Below are 19029 nucleotides of genomic sequence, written 5' to 3' on the forward strand. Positions count from 1 at the left end.
GCCCGGCTCTCGATGAGAAGCCGGGCCTTTCGGTGTGCTACTCGTGGTGCCGCTGTCGGAAGCGGCGGAAGAGGATCGAGAAGAAGAACCACACGCCGACGCCCGACGCGAACACCAGCGTGTAGTACGCGATCGCCTGCATCCACCACGGCAAAGTGGCGCGCGTAAGGAGGATGGCGAAGCCCATGACAAACGCAGAGATAACGAGCGCGAATGCGAGCCGGTCGACCATCATCTCGGCGCGGGCCATCAGCGGGTCGAAGCCGGATGGGCGCACGGTCATCCGCAGGTCGCCGTCGCCGACGCGCTTGAGTGCCTTGGTGACGGCGTCAGGGAAGCCTTGGAGCGCCTTTGCCGAGCGGCGGATCGAAGTGACGAACCCGGACATCAACGCCTGCGGCTTCATCTGCTGCTCGACGATGCGACGCGCGAAAGGCTGGACCGACTCGACGAAATGGAACGCCGGATCGACGGCGGTTCCCAGCGCCTGGAGTGTGGCGAACGTGGTCAGCAACAGCGCGAACTCTGAGGACATCGTGAGCCCGCGCTTGCCGATGAGCGACATCACCTCGACCACGAGCTCGTGCGAGTTGACCTCTTGGAGCTGCTTGTCGTAGTACTTGCCGACGAGCAGGCCGACGTCACGCTGAAGACCCGGGACGTCCACGTCCGAGACGCCACCGCTGACCTCGAGCAGGACGTCGACGCACGCCTCGTAGTCCTGATCAATGATCGCGATCAGCAGGTCGGCCACGAGCGTGCGTGCCCGGTCCGAGAGGGCACCGCAGCGTCCGAAGTCGGTGAACGCGACGCGCCCATCGGCCAGGGCGAACAGGTTCCCGGGATGCGGGTCGGCGTGGTAGAAGCCGTGGATGAAGATCTGCTCGTAGTAGCAGGAGATGCCGCGCCGCGCGGCTTCTTGCCGGTTGACGCCGTGCCGATCGAGTTCGTCGAGCCGGTTGAACGGGTACCCGACGATGCGCTCCATCGTCAGCACCGTGCCTGAACTGCGATCCCAATAGACCTTCGGAAAGTGGACGGTGTCGTCGCCTTCGAAGGCGCGGGCGAGGCGCTCGGCGTTCTCGGCCTCATGGATGTAGTCGCACTCCTCGATGATCGCGCGAGCGAACTCGTCGACCAGTCCGACCACGTCGTAGCGCTTGCCGATGTCGGTGCGGCCCTGGATTCGCCTCGCTTGCGTGCGCAAGATGTCGAGGTCAGCCTCGATCACCTCGTGGATGCCCGGGCGCTGAATCTTGACGGCGACCGGCGTGCCGTTGAGCAGCACCGCCATGTGGACCTGTCCGATACTCGCCGCCGCCGCTGGCTTCTCGTCGAACTCGGCGTACAGATCGCCGAGCGGCTCGCCGAACTGCGCCTCGATCTCGGCCTTGACCTGGGCGAAGGGGAACGGCTGCATCTCGTCTTGCAGCCGCGCAAGTTCATCGGCGTACGACGCGGGAATCAGGTCGGGACGCACCGAGAGCAGCTGTCCCATCTTGGCGAATGTGGGTCCGAGGCGCTCCATCGTGCGCCTCAGCCGTCCTTCGGGTGTGAGCTGGGCGTCGGGCCCGCTGGGACGGTTTCCCCGGAGCGATGAGACCCACGGCGCTTTGAGGCCAAGCTGGTCCAGCGCGGTTCCGAAGCCTTCGTCGACCATGACGCTGACGATGGTGCGGTAGCGTTCGCTGCGGCTGATGGTGGGCATTCCAGTCCTTCACGAGGTTGCCGGGCTCGGGCTGTCACACAAAGGCGTGCCGAAGGAGCCCGCCTGCGACTACTGACGAGGGTATACCCGCGCGGGCGGCTCGGCGAGTGGATGCGCTACGAGCTTGTGGGGAAAGTGGGCGCGCATCTAGCTCACGGCCAGTCGCGTCCAGCGATGCGCCAGCAGGAGCTTGGTGACAAGCACGGCGGCCGTGAAGCACACGGTCCACGCAAACGGGATCCAGAGCACCGCGGGCCAGCTTTGGTGCGACGGGATCAAGCGGGCTAGGATGTCGAGCCACAGGTGGTGCGAGACGTAGATGCCGAGAAGGAACTCTCCGCCCCATGCCAGGGACGCCACGCCAAACCAGGTCGCGTTCACGCGCGTCGCCGCCAGCATCGAAAACGCTGCGGTTCCGCACAGAACGGTCATCACGATCTGCGCTGTGAGGGCGGTCGGCTGCGCGTGCGTGAACACCGCGAGCGTGCCCGCGGCCAGCGCGCTCCCGATACCGAGTGCCATCCACGTCCGGGGGCCGAACGGGACCTTCGCCGCCGCCCGAAGTTCCATTCCGGCGACGTAGACGAACAGCCAGCGGCCCCCCTCGATGAACTGGCGGATACCGTAGTCGGGAAGCGCCGAGTTCGGCACGAGGAACCACACAGCGAGCGTGATCACACCGGTTGCCACGAGCAGGGCTCGGCGCTGGAACGGTGTCCTCGCGAACAGCTCGGCGAACACGGCGCACGCGAACAGCCAAGGCAGCGACCACAACACCTCGTTGGCCCCGGCGAAGAACACGGTGCGCACGAGATTCGGGATGAAGAAGGGTTGGTGCGTGAGGTAGTGGAAGCCTTCCCACCAGAGCAGGTAGACGACGCTCCACACCACGTAGGGAACCGCGAGGCGAACGAAACGCTTGCCGAGCCAAGCTGGTCCCCGCGTCCCCAGAGCGCCATGAAAGTACCCGGCGACAAGGAAGAAGAAGTACAGCGCGCAGTACGCGACCTGTTCGAGGAAGTCACGAAGGGCACCCGGGTGGGCTGACATGGCGATGTGGACCATCACGATGCCCCCTGCGGCCACGAGCTTGAGGCCGTCGATGACCGGGTCGCGTCGCCGCGTTTGCGTGCTGTCGGTTACAGTGGTTATGTGGGCTCCTTCCAGTCCCAAAAGACTAGCTGTCCTGCGCAGGTGGCGCCTCATCAAGTTGCTTGTGCGGCAGCGATCGCCCGGTGAGCGGTGAGGCTTACCGGTCACTGACCCCCAGGCTGCCGTGACCTGTGGGTTCGCGGGGGCTAGACTGGCAAGTACACTACCGCCTTTCAGGGGAACTGCACGACCGCGAGGGAAGCACTTTGGCAGACATGCGTGAATCCGCTTCACCCGAGTGCGACACCGACACGGCGGACTCGCTGTATCGTCGGCTGTTCGAGCACGCGCGTGACGTGGTTCTGGTCGTCGACGAGGCAGGCAAGATTGTCGAGGCGAACCTCGCTGCCGAGGACGTTTACGGCTTCTCGCGGGACGAGCTTGTGGGCATGCCACTCGTGAACCTGCGCTCGGACGCGTCGCTACCTTTGATGAGCAACCAGCTCAGTGCGGCTGCTCGGAGTGGCGGCGTACAGTTTGAGACTGAGCACCGTCGCGCCGATGGAAGCACGTTTCCGGTCGAGGTGAGCTCTCGTGGCGTGGACTACGGTGGCGAGCGACTCCTACTCAGCATGGTGCGCGACATCTCCCAGCGCCGGGAGCAAGAGGCCGAGCGCGAGCAGCTCGTTCGCGAACTCGCCGAGGCCAACGCGCGCTTGGACGCACTCGTTCGCATCGTGTCCGGCGCGCTTAGGACGCTCGACCTCGAAGCGCTTCTGCGTCAGACGTTGCGCCTGCTGACCGAGGAGACGGGCGCCGATTCAGGCCTGTTGCTCGAGGCCGATGGCGATGGGCTGCTAGGCAAGATCGAGGTGAGCGCGACAGAGTACGGTGGCGCCGGAATGCGCCTCGGCCCTGGCGAGGGATTCGGTGGCCGCGTGGCTGCTGCTGGCACGCCGCTCTATGTGGCGGATGTCCAGGCGAGCGATTTCGCGATCGACATCCACGAGCAGTCGGGCTTCCGTTCGATGTTCGGCGTTCCGATGTACCTAGCTGGTGAACTGTACGGCGTGCTCGAGCTTGCGTGGCGCCGCGAGCGAAACGTCGAGCCCGCCGAGATGCATCTCGTGCAGGCGGCGGCCGAGCGAGTTATGCTCGCCGTGGCCAACGCAAAGCTCTTCAGCCGAGCCAAGCGCGCCGAGGCTCTCTCCGCCGCGCTCAATGACGTGAACTCGCTGGTGAACTCCTCGTTCGATCCGTCCACCACTATGGCGACGGCGCTTGAGGTCGGTGCGACCGCGCTTGAGGCCGACGTTGCCGTGCTCGCCGTGAACGAAGACGGCGCTTGGAGGGCGCAGTACGCGTACGGCGTAGACCTGCCGGCCGACCAATGGGCCTACGAGCACTGGACGGCGAGTGAACGGCGGCAACGCGTTTCCACACCCGTTCCGGGCTCCGACATGCATCAGTGGCTGGACCAGCGGCTCGGCGTCAAAGAGACAGTGACCGTCCGCCTCGACGTCCGCGGACGCCAAGTCGGGCTGCTCCTGTTCGGCCGACGCACCCACGAGCGGCCGTTCGGACGCATGTCCTGCGAGTACGCCGAGCGCTTCGCGAGCGCGATCGCCCTTGCGCTTTCCAACGCCGCCGAGTTCGAGAACGAACATCGCATTGCCGAGCGGCTGCAGGAGGCTTTGCTCACCATGCCGTCGTCGGTGCGGGGCCTCGAGTTCTCCCACTTGTACCGGTCGGCAACCGTGAGCACGCGTGTGGGCGGCGACTTCTACGACGTGTTCGAGCTGGCGTACGGACGCGTGGGGGTGGTCATCGGCGACGTGTCGGGCAAGGGACTTGAGGCGGCGGTGCTCACGTCGGTCATCAAAGACACCATCCGCGCTCTTGCCCACGACATCCCTTCGCCGGCCGAGGTGATGACGCGCGCGAACGTGGCGCTTGGCCGTGCGGCGAAGCTTCCCGAGTTCGCCAGCGTCTTCTTCGCCATCATCGACACGCGAACATCCTCGATGACGTACTGCTGCGCCGGGCATCCGCCGGCGGCGGTGCTGACCGCCGATGGCGGCGTCCAGCTGCTCGACTGCACTTCAGCGGTTATCGGCGCGATTGAGGATCTCGAGTACGTCGAGTGCACGATGCGCCTCGCCCCTGGCGAAATCGTCTTCCTGTACACCGACGGCGTGACCGAGGCTCGTCGTGAGGACGGGGTATTCTTCGGCGAGGAGCGGCTCATCCGCGAGCTTTGGACCACCGCGAGTGGTGAGATCGGCGAGGTCCCCATCCGCGTCTTCGACTCCGTCATGGAGTTCACCGGCGGGCGGCTGACCGATGACATCGCCCTGCTGGCGTTTCAGCTTGCCTAGTACCTGCGGGACGGCATGGCGCTGCGCCGCGCTGCGCTAGACTGAATCGGTAGTCCGCCGACAGGGGAGCTTTCGAGCATGACCGTATCGCGCCGAGCGACCGAGATTCGCCCGTTCGTCGTCATGGACGTCGTAGCCCGCGCCAAGGAGCTTGAGGCCGAAGGCCGCGACATCGTTCGCCTTGAGATCGGCGATCCCGACTTCCCGACGCCGGACGTCATCACGCGTGCCGCCGAGATCGCAATGGCCGAGGGCTCGACGCACTACACGCAGTCGTGTGGCCTGCCGGACCTGCGCGAGGCGCTCGCGGTTCGCTACGCCAGCCACTATGGCGTCACGGTGGACCCCGACAACATCGTGGTCACCCAGGGCACCTCACCGGCGATGCTGCTGCTCTTCGGAGCGCTTCTCGACCCCGGCGACGAGGTCATCATGCCCGACCCCTGCTATCCGGCGTACCCAAACTACGTGACGTTCCTCGGCGGAGTCTCCAAGCTCGTTCGCGTGCGTGCCGAGGACGGCTTCCGCTACCGCCCCGACGAAGTCCGTGCGGCGATCGGCCCGCGCACCAAGGCGATTATGATCAACTCGCCCGGCAATCCGACAGGAGCAGTCCTCGGCGACGAGGACCTCAAAGCACTGGCCGTCATCGCCGAGGAGACCGGCGTCTATATCGCCAGCGATGAGATCTATCACGGCTTGGACTTCTGCGGCCCCGACCGCACGATCATGTCCTACACCGACCGATGCTTCGTCCTCAACGGCTTCTCCAAGACGTACGCGATGACCGGCTGGCGCCTGGGCTACCTGATCGCTCCACCCGAGTACGTCCGTCCCGCCGAGAAGATCCAGCAGAACTTCTTCTTGGCGGCCAATGCCTTCGTGCAGCAGGCCGGCGTTGTGGCCCTCACTGAGGCGCAGGACGATGTTGCGCGCATGCGGGCGACGTACGACGAGCGCCGCCGTTTCCTTGCGCCAGCGCTCGAGTCGATCGGGCTGAAGATCGTCTCGCCACCGTGCGGCGCTTTTTATGTGTTCGCCGACGCGAGCCACTGGGAACCCGACTCGCTCAAACTGTGTTACCGGTTGCTCGAGGAGGCCGGCGTGGCATGCGCGCCCGGCATCGACTTTGGCCAAGGCGGGGAGGGCTTTCTCCGTTTCAGCTACGCCACATCCATGGAGCGTCTCGCCGAGGGAGTTCGTCGGTTGGGCGCTTGGGCTCTGGAGCAGGGGTTGGCGTAGCGGCGCGGAATACGGCAGGATGGAAAGTGCACGGCGTCACTCATGTCTGGCGGGCCGGCGCCGATACTTCTTCACAGGGGGACGAGCACGACGGGCACAAGGATTGCTTGGTGTGATACGGATCACACCACTACGAAGGGGATCACCCGCGTGGTAGACACTTGGAGCAAGGCCGATCTCCACATCCACTCCGACCACAGTGACGGGCTGGCGAGCATTCCGGAGATCATGGAGTACGTCGCTCATCGCACCGATATGAGCGTGATCGCGATCACCGACCACAACACTATCGAGGGCGCGCTTTTCGCGAAGTCCCTTTCTGAGCTCTACGACTTCGAGGTCGTTGTGGGCTCTGAGGTTTCATCGAGCGAGGGACACATCCTCGGGCTGTTTCTGACCGAGGACGTCGCCGCTGGCATGACACCCGCCGAGACCATTCGCGCAATCGAGGAGCAGGGCGGCATCGCGATCATCGCTCACCCGTTCTCGAACAAAGGCGTATTCGGCCCGCTCGGCAGGACTGTGTTCGCCGAGGCCGTTCAAGAGGGCGCGTTTCGGGCGCTCGAGGTGTACAACTCGCTCCCGTTCCTCGCGTGGGCCAATGGTGTCGCCGCGAAGCTCGCTGGCGGCCACGGTATTGCAACCACCGGGGGCAGCGACGCCCACGTGCTCGAAGCTGTCGGCAAGGGCTACACCGTCTTCCGCGGGACCTCCACCGAGGATCTTCGCCGCAGCATCGATGCGTGCGAGACGCGCGCCGAAGCTGGAAGAGGCGGTCTGTCGATGGCGATGCGCTACATGATGCGCTATCCGCAGATTCGTCGCATGCAGGCCTGGAACTGGGAGCGCTGCAAGGCGCACTAGGGGCGGGCAAGCTCCGGCGCTGCCGACACACCTGCGGCGTCCATCGCGTGTTCGACGCCCGCACGCAACTCCTCCACGAAGGCGGCGTCGTCGTGCCACGCGGGAAGCGTCACGATCGAGACCGTTTCGTCGACGCGCGCTTGGCGCACCGAGAGCTGCAGGTCGAGCAGCGTTGCGATCGAGTCCAGCGGGAAGCACGCAGGTGAGACCACGATGCGTCGGCATCCCAGCGCCGCAAGGTGCCTCACGGTGCCGGTGACTTCGGGCGTGCGCCAGTCGGCCCATGCCAGGCGCACACTCTGCTCCGGTACGCCACGCTCCAGGAGCAGCATCCTCACGTGATTGAGGAACGACGTCTCCTGCTCGTCGAACTCGCGGCGGTCCCGCGCGCGGTCTTCGGGCTGCCCTTGACCCACGAGCACGACACCGCTCGCAGCGGGATCGGCCACGAGCGCCATGATGCGCGTCGACACCAGCGCAGCGACCTTCTCGGAGCGCCACAGCGGGCCCGAGTAGGTCACGTTCACACCTAGATCTGATAGTCGCAGCGCGTCGACGGCTCGTTTGGCCAGATCGACCTCAAGCGACTCAGCAATCACGGCCTCGGCGACCACGATGGTGCGAAAGCCGCGCGAGACCTTCTCGGCGATGCGCGAAGCCAAGGCGCGCTCGCCTTCGCACCACGCCGATTCGACACGGCCGGGGCCTAGTCGCAACAGGCCTTCGACGCGCTCCGCAAGCGCGTCGAGCTGGCGCGCGGCTGGGCTGATGCCGCCAGCAGCGCGGTAGCGGGTCTTCTGTGCCATGAAGAGGAACGGCAGCACGCCGATAGAAGCCTTGAGCAGACCCTCGTCGGCCAAGCCCTCAAGCGCCACAGCTGTGGCGGTCGGGCTGTAATCCGGTGGCTCGACCTCGCCGAGGACGAGCACTGCCGCGCCGCCGGGATTCTCGGGCAGGCCGTCGCTGAGATGAACTGTCGCCTCGCGATCGTGTCGGACCAACCAGCCGAGTAGCGTGGAGACCAGTGCGTAGCCGCCGGCGATTCCCGCAAGGCCGAACACGAACGCGTAGATGATCGCGTCGAGGCGGTCGTAGGCGATAGTGACGCCGCCGAAGCCCCACGCGCACAGCAGGAAGCTCGCGAGCCCGGCCGCGGCGTATCCGCCTTCGTGGGAGCGGCGTGCAACGAGGATGCCGACGAATGAGGCGCCGGTGCCAACGGCACCGACGACCAAGGACAGCCATATGACTACGGTATTGGACACACAACCCCTCCGGTTGACGATTCTACTCGTAGGGGACAATCTGCGCAGAACGCGTTGACTGGAAATACCCCGCTGGGTATAATCGTGACCAATTTGGACATGATTTACTGAAGGAGCGAACTCATGAGCAACGCCATCGATGTGACGACCGCCACTTGGGATGCCGAGGTAGCGACTTCTGACGTGCCTGTGGTCGTTGACTTCTGGGCACCGTGGTGCGGGCCTTGCCGTATGGTCGGGCCTGAGATTGACAAGCTCTCCGAGCGCCTCGGCGCGGCGGTGAAGTTCGTAAAGGTCAACATCGACGACAACGGCGAGCTGGCGATGAAATACGGCGTCATGAGCATCCCGACGATTGCGAAGTTCGTCGGCGGAGAGCTTGCGGCGCAGGTCGTCGGCGCCCGTGGTGCCGATGCGCTCGCCAAGGAGCTCGGCATCGCCTGAGGTTGCGCCATAGGGTGGAGAACACGAAAGCCCCGGGAGACTCCGGGGCTTTCGGCTTGTAGGAGCGAGGGAGAAGCTACGGCATGCACGACGAGTATTTGAGGAAGACCTTTATGGCCTCATCGATGACCTCGTCGCGGGTGATCGCCGGATCGTCGTCGATCATGCAGTGCTTCATGGCATGCCCCACAACATGAAGGCCGACCTGGTTGAGCGCGGACTTGGCGGCCATGACCTGCGTGAGCACAGCGTCACAGTCCTGACCGGCTTCGATCATCGTCTGAAGGCCGCGAATCTGGCCCTCGAGACGGCGCAGTCGGTTGAGAATCTTCTTACGCTCGGACTCATCGGCGATCAAAGCCGGATTGGCGGCGGTATCAGCCATGGTTTAGCTCCAAGTTGAGTAGGTGCGCTATCCTTGATTATTAGCGGAACTATACCCCCTAGGGGTATTTGCGCGCAACGATTCGTCCTCTCGGCCGGGCGAGCCACTTCTCAGCGAAACCTGGAGCTGCCTTGCCCGTCGCACGCGACCTCCGTCCCACACAGCGCCGGCCCCTCCTGGGCTACGGGCTCGCGCTCCTGGCGGCCGCGTGCTGGGGCGCCGGTGGCCTGACGGCCAAGTGGCTGTTTACTGCGGCGTCAGCCGCCACGGCCTCCTGGCCGATACCTCCGCTCGGCATCTCCGTGGAGCCGACGGTGCTGGCTGGCGGAAGGGCGCTCTCGGCGTTCGTGATCCTGGCCGTCGCCCTTGCCGTCTTCCGTCGCCGAGACCTGAGCATCTCCGTCGGCGACGTGCCGTTCTTGGCGTTCTTTGGCGTCGCTGGACTGGCGATGGTTCACTTCACCTACTTCCAGACGATCTCGCTCACAAACGTAGCGACGGCGATTCTCTTGGAGTATCTGGCGCCCATTCTCGTGCTTATCGTGAGCGTGGCGTTCATGAAGCATCGGTTCACATGGTCGCTACCTGTGGGTGTCGCGTTGTCGGTGGCCGGGTGCGCTCTTGTGGTGGGCGCCTTCGGCGGCGGGGGTGTGATCGTGTCGCCCGCGGGTATCGCTTGGGGTTTGTCCTCGGCGGTGTTCTTCGCCACGTACTCGCTGCTAGGGACGGTGGCCTCAAGCCGCTACAGCCCGTACACGACGCTCGTGTGGGGGCTGGGTTTCGCGTCCCTGTTTTGGCTCGTCGTGCTGGGTCCTTGGCGCATCATCGGTCTGTTCGCCGATCCGAGGACCGCCGTCGCCGTTCTGTTCATGGCGGTCGTGAGCACGATCATCCCGTTCGCGGCATTCCTGATCGCGCTGGGTCATATCGCGCCGACCAACGCGACGGTCACGTCGACTGTGGAACCCGTCATCGCTGGCATTGGCGCATTTCTGCTGTTCGGTGAGTCGTTCTCGGCGATGCAAATGGTGGGCGGAGTAATGGTGATCGCCGCTATCGTCATCGTTCAGTTCTCCGACCGGTTGGGCGCCCCTCTGCCGCCGGGCGAGTGAGTTCACCGAAACTCCGCAGGTAGGCGCGGCGGAGAATGGGTGGACGGTGGTATACTTTTTGCATTGGCGGCCCAATTTTTGGGTTTGCGCATCTACGATGAGGGGAGGGTCGATGGAGCTCTCGCAGCGCCCGGAGTTGCGGCAGAAGGTCACGCTTTCCCCGCAGGTCTATCAGGGGCTCAACATCCTTGCGATGCCCATCGCCGACCTCCAGCAACTCATCGATGTCGAGATGCTCGAGAACCCGGTTCTTGAGGTCGACGAGAGCGAGTCCGAGCCGGTCGAGGGCGAAGAGGTCGACGAGCGCGATGACGAGCGTTCGTGGGACGAGTGGCTCGAGATGTACGAGGATCTCGACTCGATGGAGCCCACCGCGCCGCGCGATCCCAACGCCGAGAGCGCCAACACCGAGGACTTCGTAGGCGGCGTGCAAACCTTCGACGACTACCTGTTGCAGCAACTCGCGCTGCTCGACATCAGCGAGAACGTTGCCCGAGCAGGTCGTGCGATCATCGGCTCGCTGGACAACGACGGCTTCTTCACCAATACGCTCGAAGAGATGGCAGCTCTGGCCGAGGTAAGCCGCGAGGAGGCCGATGCGGGCCTTCATGCGGTCCAACAGCTCGACCCTCCGGGAGTCGGAGCCCGCGATCTGTCCGAGGCGCTTTGCCTGCAGATGGAGTCGCTCGGCATTGTCGAACCGCTCTTGCTTCGTATCGTCCGAGACCACCTCGATGACGTCGCTGCCAACCACTATCGCAAGGTGGCCCGCGCGCTGAAGGTCGACGAGGATGAGGTGCGGCGACTAGTCGAGGTTCTGCGGGCACTCAACCCCAGGCCGGCTGGCGCGTTCTCGCCGGGGCCGTCACCGGGCTACATCGTCCCGGACGTGACGCTGCGCCGGTTCGGCGACGAGTGGTTCATCACGCCCAACAACGAGGCGCTCCCCACGCTTCGCGTGTCCCCACGCTATCGCTCGATGCTGCGCAGCGGCTCGAGCGCCGACGACGAGACCAGGCGCTACCTGAAGGACAAGATCCGCTCGGCGGAGAGCTTCATCAAGAACGTGGACCGCCGCAAGGACACCGTCTCGCGGATCACGCAGATCATCATGGACGTGCAGGCCGACTTCTTCGAGGACGGCAAGGGCCCGCTGCGGCCGCTACGGCTTGAGGATGTTGCGGTCGAGATCGGGGTGCACCTGTCTACCGTCTCCCGTGGAGTGACGGGGAAGTATATGGCCACGCCCTATGGCCTCTACGAACTGAAGCACTTCTTCAGCGGCGGCTACCGAACCGCTCAAGGAATGGACGTCGCGGCCACAACGATCAAGCAGCGCCTGCGCGAGCTCGTGCGCGAGGAGGACCCCGCCAAGCCCGTCTCGGACCAGCGTCTCGCCGAGCTGTTGTGCGAAGAGGGCGTCACCGTGGCGCGCCGCACCGTCGCTAAGTACCGCGAGGAGCTCAACATCGAGCCGAGCTGGGCCAGGCGCCGCCGATGACGGCGGAGCACGCGGGCCTGCCTCGGCGCCCGCCGTCCGCTCCGATCGAGACAGACGACGCGCGCCGCCTTCGCCGTCGTCAAAGCCTGCGCACAATCGCGATTATCGCTGCGATGATCGCGTTCATCGCCGTGCTCGACTTGATGGGTGATGTGCGTCTCGGCAATATCGAGATGTACCTGATCTACCGTCGCCTCTACTACATCCCGATCATCTACGCCGCTTTCGTCTTTGGAAGACGCGGTGGGGTTCTCGCCGCTTTGGCCTCGGCGATTCCTTTCGCCGTGCACGCCCAGCTGCTCGCCGGCGCCCCGATCGCGCTCGGGCTCGAGAACTGGATCGAGGTCGTGTCTTTTCTGGTCGTGGGCATCCTGTTCGGCATGATGCGCGACATGGAGGAGAACAAAACGCAGGACCTGCGGCAGGTGTCGCTGCAACTCGAGGATGCGTACAAGAAGCTGGAGGAACGCGCCATCCAGCTCATCAACATCCAGGACTACACGCAGTCGATTCTGCGATCGATCACGTCCGGCGTGCTGACGGTGGGCCCCGACGGCTCGGTCGCGACGGCCAACCCAGCCGCCGAGCGAATGCTGGGAATGTCGGAGTTCGAGATGGTGCCCAAGCCCATCGGCTCGCTCTTCCGCTACGACGGCGGGATCTCGGCGGATGTCGCCAAGGTGCTCGCCGGGCGTCTGCCGCTCGCGCTGCGCGAGTCAACGCTGGTGACCGCCAACGGCGGCGAGGTGCACGTGCAGGCCTCAACGTCTCGCATGCGCGCGGTTGGCGGCACGGTGCTGGGCGCGGTCGTTACGCTCGAGGACGTCTCGGACATCAAGGCGCTTACCGACCAGCTCATCCGAGCCGATCGCCTCGCCGCGATGGGCGAGCTGACGGCCGGCGTGGCGCACGAGGTGCGAAACCCGCTCGGGGTCATCCGCGCGTCGGTACAGTTGCTCGAGGACGCGAAGGGGGACCCGTCGCGAACGCACGAGGCGGCCGAGGTCATCAAGCAGGAGATCGACCGGCTCGATCGCGTCATCAAGGCGCTGCTCGACTTCGGCCGACCCAGCAAACCCACTCTGGTTCATACCGACCTCAACGAGGTTCTGCAGGACATCGTCTTGTTCACGAACCGCTTCGCGAAGCAGTCCGACGTGCACATCGTCGAGAAGCTCGACTCGGAACTGCCCGCGGTCCACGGCGACCCCGACCAGCTCAAACAGGTGTTCCTGAACCTAGTCACCAACGCGGTACAGGCGATGGACAAGACCGGAGGAACCATCACGATCGAGACGCGGGGTGCAGGGGAGTACGTCGAAGTGTCCGTCTCGGACAACGGTCCCGGCATCGCCGCGGGCGACCTTCCCAAGGTGTTCGACCCGTTCTTCACGAAAAGAGCAGAGGGTACGGGGTTGGGTCTGACCATCGTTCACCGTATCATCGATGAGCATGAGGGACATATCGAGGTGGAGAGCGGGCCAGGGGGAACGGTCTTCAACGTAACGCTGCCCGCAGCGCTCGACGACTGAGAGGAATCCACGCATGAGCAAGAGAGTGCTCATCGTTGACGATGAGAAGAACATGCGGTGGGTTCTCGGCCAGGCGCTGTCCTCGGACGGCTTCGAGGTCGTAGAGGCCGTCGACGGAAACAGCGCGCTTGACTCCATCGCCGAGCAAGAGCCTGACGTCATGGTGCTCGACCACCGGATGCCCGCGCCCGACGGTATGGAAGTACTCCGCAAAGTACGCGCAAAGGGCATGTCGTTCCCGATCATCATGCTCACGGCGCACGGCAACGTCGCACTCGCCGTCGACGCGATGAAGGCCGGCGCGAGCGAGTACCTCACCAAGCCGTTCGACCTCGAGGAGCTCAAGCTCGCCATCGACAAGGCCCTGCAGTACTCGGGACTTGCCGCCGAGGTCGAGCGCCTTCGCGGGGAGCTCAATGCCGAGTACGACGTCCAGGGCATCGTCGCATCCGATCCCGGCATGATGGCCGTTCTCGAGACAGTCACCAAGGTCGCGCCCACGATGGCGACGGTCATGATCTACGGCGAGTCCGGCACGGGCAAGGAGCTCATCGCCCGGGCCGTACACAACCTCTCGGAGCGCGCCACCAAGCCGTTCGTGTCGGTCAGTGCCGGCGCACTTCCCGAGACGCTGCTGGAAAGCGAGCTGTTCGGCTACGAGAAGGGCGCCTTCACCGGCGCCGTGACTCCCAAGCCCGGCCGTTTCGAGATGGCCAACGGCGGGACGCTGTTCCTCGACGAGATCGGCGACATCTCGCCGGCAACTCAGGTCAAGCTGCTTCGCGTGCTGCAGGAGCGCCGCTTCGAGCGGCTCGGCGGCACGCGCAGCATCGAGGTCGACGTCCGAGTGGTCGCCGCCACCAACCAGGACCTGCAGCAGCTTATCGCCGATGGCACCTTCCGAGAGGATCTGTTCTATCGGCTCAACGTCGTTCCGGTGTCACTGCCGCCACTTCGCCAGCGAGCCGGTGACGTGCCGCTCCTGGTGGCCCACTTCCTCGAGAAGTTCAATGCTGGTGCCAAGCGCATGAGCCCGCAGGCGCTTGAGGCGCTGGTCAAGTACCCGTGGCCGGGCAACATCCGCGAGCTCGAGAACACCATCGAGCGCATCGTGATTCTTTCGCATGGCGACGAGATCGGCGTGCCCGATCTGCCGGCCGAGGTGCGCGCCGGAGTCTCGCCTGCCGACCGCCCCACGACGGGCTTCGCGCTGCCCGACGACGGCGTGGATCTCGAAGAGGTCGAGCTCGATCTAGTGCGTCAGGCGCTCGACCGGACCGGCGGCAGCGTTCCCAAGTCCGCCAAGCTCCTCGGGCTTACCGCCAAGACGCTCGAGGCTCGGATGCAGAGGCTCGGTCTGTAGGCGGATTCTCGCCGGCGCTCGCTGGCACACTCGTTGCAGCTTGGCGGCAAGGTAGGCCGCCCAATCTGGAGAGCTTGTGAGCCGCGTTTCCGCCAAGCGCATGCTCGTCCTTGCAGCCGCAGCTGTTGCGCTGGCGCTCCTTGTTGCACTGGGATTGGCTGCGTTGCGTGGGGGCGACTCGGCTGTGTCCCGGCTGTTGGGGCTCAGAACGCTGGAACTCGGGGTGCCGTTGGCGGCAGGTGCCGTCATCGGGCTCGGCGCCTGGGCGCTGCTCGACGATCCCGTCCCGGCACCGCAAGACGCTTCGTACGCGGAGATGGCGTGCCCCGTATGTGGCCGCGCGATCCTCGAGGACTGGCGACTGTGTCCGTACTGCGGCTCGTTTGTCGCCACCGCCGACCCACGCGCGCCCCGGCCGGCCAACGGGCGCTCGTAGGCTTGAGACGGGCCTGAGTGTGGCACAATCGCTTCATCGCCTTGCGGCATGGACGACCCCAGGAGGACCCAATGACCGAGGCTATCGCCCGACTCAAGACCACCGGAATGCACTGCAGCTCCTGCTCGATGCTGGTCGACCTGACCGTGGGCGATCTGCCGGGCGTTGTCTCGTCGAAGACGGATCACGCCTCCGGTGACACGCTCGTATCCTTCGACTCCGACGTGGTCGGCGTCGACGCCATCATCGACGCGATTCGCGAAGTCGGCTACGACGCCGAGCCGGTTGGCTAGCGCCGAAGCGCTCGGCACGTGTATACCCACAGGGGTATACTTCGCATAGTGTCCGTAGCCGTCTGAGGAGCCCGCTGGATGTCTGGCGCCGTCTCGTTCCCACTCGCGTTCGCCGCGGGGCTCATTTCGTTCCTGTCGCCTTGCGTCCTGCCGCTGCTGCCAGCGTACCTCTCGTTCATGACGGGACTTACCACGGCCGAACTCTCTGAGGGCGATCGGTCTACGGCTGCGGTGATGGTGCCTGCGCTCCTCTTCGTCTTGGGATTCTCCGTGATCTTCGTGGGGCTGGGCGCCTCAGCATCCCTGCTGGGCGCCTTGCTTTCACACTATCGGGACGTTCTCGAGAAGGTCGCCGGGATCGCCGTGATCCTGTTCGGCGTTCTCATGGTGGGGGTCGTGAAGATCCCATGGCTCTATGGGGAGGCACGCGCCGATCTCGCCAAGTCCCGTTCGTTTGGTCGTGGCGCTGCGTTCGTCATGGGTATGGCATTTGCCGCTGGTTGGACGCCGTGTGTCGGGCCGATACTCGCCTCCATCTTGGCGCTGGCCGGCTCAACGGGCAGCGCCGCACAGGGAGCGTTGCTGCTGCTCGCATACTCCGCGGGGCTCGCCGTGCCGTTCCTGCTTGTCGCGCTGCTCTTTGGGAGGGTTCGCCCGCTGCTCGCTTGGCTGAACCGCCACTCTCTCGTCGTCAACCGGGTAGCTGGTGCCGTGCTGATCGTTGTCGGAGCCCTCATCTTCTTCGGTCGGCTCGGCGTGCTGGCAAACTACCTCTCACGGGTACTTCCTTCCTGGGGCGTGTAGGGCTCCCGCCAAGGGCTGCCACGGCGCATGCAGTACCATCTACGCAGGTAGCAGGCGGTAGGTCTCCCAGCGACGGTGAAGGGCGGGACGCATGGCAGCGGAACGTCGCAAGACGACGGGGCTGGCGACGCGGATCGTTCGCGTGACGCTGCTCGTCGGAGTTGCGACAGTCCTGACCGCCAGCGTCGTCGCCATCAACAAGGCGTCGCAAAACGCCGCGCTTACAATCGAAATGCGCGATCGTGCCTCTCTCGAGTCTGTACAAGACGAGGTGCTGAGCCGGTTCACGTCCGTGCAGGGAGCGGCTTCGGCGGTTGCGCAGAACGTCGCAACCGTGAAGAGCACGTCCGCGCTTGATGCTCGTTTGCAGCCGATTTTCGACTCGTCGGCAGATGTGCTCAACGAGATCGTGGTCGCCAAGCCTGACGGCAGCATCATCACCGCCTTCCCCCCGTCGCGGGAGGCCGGCCCGCCCGTGGGCGGCAGTGCGTTTCGCGACGCGGTCGCTGGCTCGACGGGCTTTCGCCGCATACAGGCAAACGACGGCACCTGGTCGGTCTGGCTGACCCAGACTGCTCCCACGCCCAAGGGCGTCCCGGTGGTCATCATGATTCAAGCCGAGACCACCTTCCTCAAGCAGGCCGTGATCAAGGCGGCAGGCGGCACCAAACGCGAAGTGACCGTGCTCGAGGACGGCCGGCCGCTCGTCGGAAGTGACGCTGCCGACGCGACTGTCTTCGGCACAGCGAAATGGAACCCGACGTCGACCTCGGGCGGGCAGGTCTCAGCGACGACCGGAGCAGGGCACGCTGTGGTCGGATACTTCTCGGACATTCGCGGTATCGAGGGGATCGACTGGCGCATAGCGGTTCTCGAGCCCAGCACGCTCGTGGTGAGCGACACAATGCAAGACGTCGCGCCCACGATTCTCGTGCTCCTGATCGGCGGCCTGTTTGGCGTTTCGGCGGCGCTCCTTATCTCGAGGCGGCTCGTTCGCCCGCTCAAGCGTCTCGAAGATACTGCCTACCGTGCTGCGAACGGCTCCTACGTCAAACCGATCCCGGCTGACACTGACGACGAGATTGGCCAAGTGGCCGACGCGTTCAACGCCGTTGCGCTGCGCCTAAACGCCCTGCACGACCTTTCACAGCTTCTAGCGAGCGCCTCCCAGCTCGATCAGGTGCTCGACGGCATCCTCTCAGCAATGCGCCACATCGTTGGGCCAGGGGTGGCCGCGATCTATCTCATCGAGGATGAAGGGGAGTGGCTGGAGCCAGCCCGGGCTCGGGGCGTCGAGGTCGCAAGCGTGAGGCGCGTGCCCGCCAAGGGCGATGGGTGGCTCGCTCGGTCGCTACGTGACACCGAAGTGATCGTCCACTCCTCCGACATCCCCTCAATGAAGGCGAACCTACCGGGTCTCTCCGCCGATCAGACCGTTGCGCTCACGGCTCCTCTCGTCTCGGGGCACGAGGCGCTGGGCGTCATCGTCGTTCTGAGGCGGGTCAACGAGCCGGTCAGCGAGGCGGAGCGCGAGATGGTGCGGACGTTCTCGGCGCAGGCGGCAGTCGCCGTGCACAACTCACGGCTGTTCGAGGCCGAGACCGAGTCCCTGCGCGTCGCCGAGGTCTTGCGGACGGTTGCCGAGCGTCTCGTGCGCGAGGGTCCGCTCGTCGACGTGCTGGTCGACATCGAAGCCGTGGTCGACGATTTGTTCGCGACGCAGGGCGCCACGTTCGCGATCATCGACCGGGCCGAGCTCGGTCTACCGCCTACCGCCGATCGCGAGCGCGAGCGCAGGCTGCTCAACCTGGCGCGGCGCCTCTTGGGTGAGTCGACCCACGCCAAAGTGGTCCACTTTGGTGACGACGCCGAGGCCGATTCCGTCATGGACGAGCTGCGCGCGGGAGCGATCCTGCTGGCACCGGCCGGGGTCGAGACCGATCACGGAGCGTTCCTTGTCGTGCCGTTGTGGCGCACCCAGGTGGTTGGCCGCGACCTAGATCTGGCCGAGGCGGTCGCAAACGAGGTCGCGCTGGCGCTCGAGAACGCGTATCTGTACCAGCGCGCTCTGTCGCGCGCCGCCAACCTCGAGACTGTGTTTCGCATCAGTCAGGCGGTGGGCTCGTCGCTTCAGGTCAACGTGGTCCTCAACCGCGTGCTGGATGTCGTGCAGAAGATCCTCTCGGCGGATGCCGTGGCGCTGATGACGTACGACCCCCGCAAGCGGGCGATCGTGACGGCCATGGCGCGCGGTGCGATCCCGGCCGACTTCGTGATGCTTGAGGTCAGACCAGGCGAAGACGTTCCCGGCTACGTGTTCTCGACTGGCGAGCCGGCTGCGTTTCACGACTTGGACCCGTCCATGGAGGGCGTTGCGGGGGCTGCGGCGAGACAGAACCTGCGCTCGATGCTCGCCGTGCCGCTACTCGCGCGCGGACGTTCGATTGGCGTCCTGACGGTCTTTTCGGTCGACCCGGGCGCGTTCTCCGATGAGGACATGAACGTCCTGCAGACATTCGCGTCTCAGGCATCGCTGGCGCTCGACACCGCCCGTCTCTACAGCCACGAGCACGAGGTCGCGTCGATCTTGCAGCAAAGCATCCTGCCCGA

The 19029-nt window shown here is 65.1% G+C and carries 16 protein-coding genes; 12 read left to right on the forward strand and 4 right to left on the reverse strand.

The window, feature by feature from the left end:
- Positions 1-37: 37 nt before the first annotated feature.
- Positions 38-1708 carry an AarF/ABC1/UbiB kinase family protein gene (locus P4L93_05235; GenBank protein ID MDR3686339.1) on the reverse strand — a complete coding sequence of 557 codons (1671 nt, stop codon included), beginning with the start codon at positions 1706-1708 and terminating at the stop codon, positions 38-40.
- A gap of 147 nt (positions 1709-1855) precedes the next feature.
- On the reverse strand, positions 1856-2881 hold the full coding sequence (locus P4L93_05240) for an acyltransferase (protein MDR3686340.1): 1026 nt from the start codon (positions 2879-2881) through the stop codon (positions 1856-1858).
- Between the two features lie 194 nt (positions 2882-3075).
- Here P4L93_05240 and P4L93_05245 point away from each other — a divergent pair, with 194 nt between their 5' ends.
- The 3 genes from P4L93_05245 to P4L93_05255 all read left to right on the forward strand — a co-directional run bounded on the left by P4L93_05245 (position 3076) and on the right by P4L93_05255 (position 7284).
- A complete protein-coding gene (locus tag P4L93_05245) occupies positions 3076-5178 on the forward strand; it encodes a SpoIIE family protein phosphatase (GenBank protein MDR3686341.1) in 2103 nt (700 codons plus the stop codon).
- 78 nt (positions 5179-5256) lie between these two features.
- A complete protein-coding gene (locus tag P4L93_05250) occupies positions 5257-6420 on the forward strand; it encodes a pyridoxal phosphate-dependent aminotransferase (protein MDR3686342.1) in 1164 nt (387 codons plus the stop codon).
- A gap of 150 nt (positions 6421-6570) precedes the next feature.
- Positions 6571-7284: a CehA/McbA family metallohydrolase gene (locus P4L93_05255; protein ID MDR3686343.1), complete on the forward strand. Its 714-nt coding sequence runs from the start codon at positions 6571-6573 to the stop codon at positions 7282-7284.
- Here the strand turns inward: P4L93_05255 and P4L93_05260 are convergent.
- On the reverse strand, positions 7281-8549 hold the full coding sequence (locus P4L93_05260; protein MDR3686344.1) for a ferrochelatase: 1269 nt from the start codon (positions 8547-8549) through the stop codon (positions 7281-7283). The two genes, P4L93_05255 and P4L93_05260, sit on opposite strands and share 4 nt — an antisense overlap.
- A 123-nt stretch (positions 8550-8672) precedes the next feature.
- On the opposite strand from P4L93_05260, the gene trxA reads away from it, so the two are divergent.
- On the forward strand, positions 8673-8993 hold the full coding sequence (gene trxA / locus P4L93_05265) for a thioredoxin (protein ID MDR3686345.1): 321 nt from the start codon (positions 8673-8675) through the stop codon (positions 8991-8993).
- Between the two features lie 76 nt (positions 8994-9069).
- On the opposite strand, the gene P4L93_05270 is transcribed toward trxA, so the two are convergent.
- The gene (locus tag P4L93_05270; protein ID MDR3686346.1) at positions 9070-9378 is read right to left on the reverse strand and encodes a metal-sensitive transcriptional regulator; all 309 of its coding nucleotides are present in this window, start codon (positions 9376-9378) and stop codon (positions 9070-9072) included.
- Between the two features lie 131 nt (positions 9379-9509).
- Between P4L93_05270 and P4L93_05275 the strand changes: the two genes are divergently transcribed.
- The 8 genes from P4L93_05275 to P4L93_05310 all read left to right on the forward strand — a co-directional run.
- On the forward strand, positions 9510-10490 hold the full coding sequence (locus P4L93_05275; protein MDR3686347.1) for an EamA family transporter: 981 nt from the start codon (positions 9510-9512) through the stop codon (positions 10488-10490).
- Between the two features lie 112 nt (positions 10491-10602).
- Positions 10603-11991, forward strand: a complete 1389-nt coding sequence (gene rpoN, locus P4L93_05280) for an RNA polymerase factor sigma-54 (protein ID MDR3686348.1) — start codon at positions 10603-10605, stop codon at positions 11989-11991.
- The gene (locus P4L93_05285; GenBank protein MDR3686349.1) at positions 11988-13523 is read left to right on the forward strand and encodes an ATP-binding protein; all 1536 of its coding nucleotides are present in this window, start codon (positions 11988-11990) and stop codon (positions 13521-13523) included. The genes rpoN and P4L93_05285 overlap by 4 nt, the downstream gene beginning before the upstream one ends.
- Positions 13524-13536: 13 nt before the next feature.
- Positions 13537-14886: a sigma-54 dependent transcriptional regulator gene (locus P4L93_05290; GenBank protein ID MDR3686350.1), complete on the forward strand. Its 1350-nt coding sequence runs from the start codon at positions 13537-13539 to the stop codon at positions 14884-14886.
- Positions 14887-14962: 76 nt separating this feature from the next.
- The gene (locus tag P4L93_05295; protein ID MDR3686351.1) at positions 14963-15322 is read left to right on the forward strand and encodes a zinc ribbon domain-containing protein; all 360 of its coding nucleotides are present in this window, start codon (positions 14963-14965) and stop codon (positions 15320-15322) included.
- A gap of 71 nt (positions 15323-15393) precedes the next feature.
- Entirely contained in the window at positions 15394-15615 is a 222-nt protein-coding gene (locus tag P4L93_05300) for a heavy-metal-associated domain-containing protein (GenBank protein MDR3686352.1), read from the forward strand.
- A gap of 78 nt (positions 15616-15693) precedes the next feature.
- Positions 15694-16419 (forward strand): cytochrome c biogenesis protein CcdA, encoded by a 726-nt coding sequence (locus tag P4L93_05305; GenBank protein ID MDR3686353.1) that lies wholly within the window; start codon positions 15694-15696, stop codon positions 16417-16419.
- 91 nt (positions 16420-16510) lie between these two features.
- Positions 16511-19029: GAF domain-containing protein (locus P4L93_05310; GenBank protein ID MDR3686354.1), on the forward strand; the 2519-nt coding region annotated here is incomplete at its 3' end.

The organism is Coriobacteriia bacterium, assembly GCA_031292615.1.
In the GTDB taxonomy this organism is placed as follows: domain Bacteria; phylum Actinomycetota; class Coriobacteriia; order Anaerosomatales; family JAAXUF01; genus JARLGT01.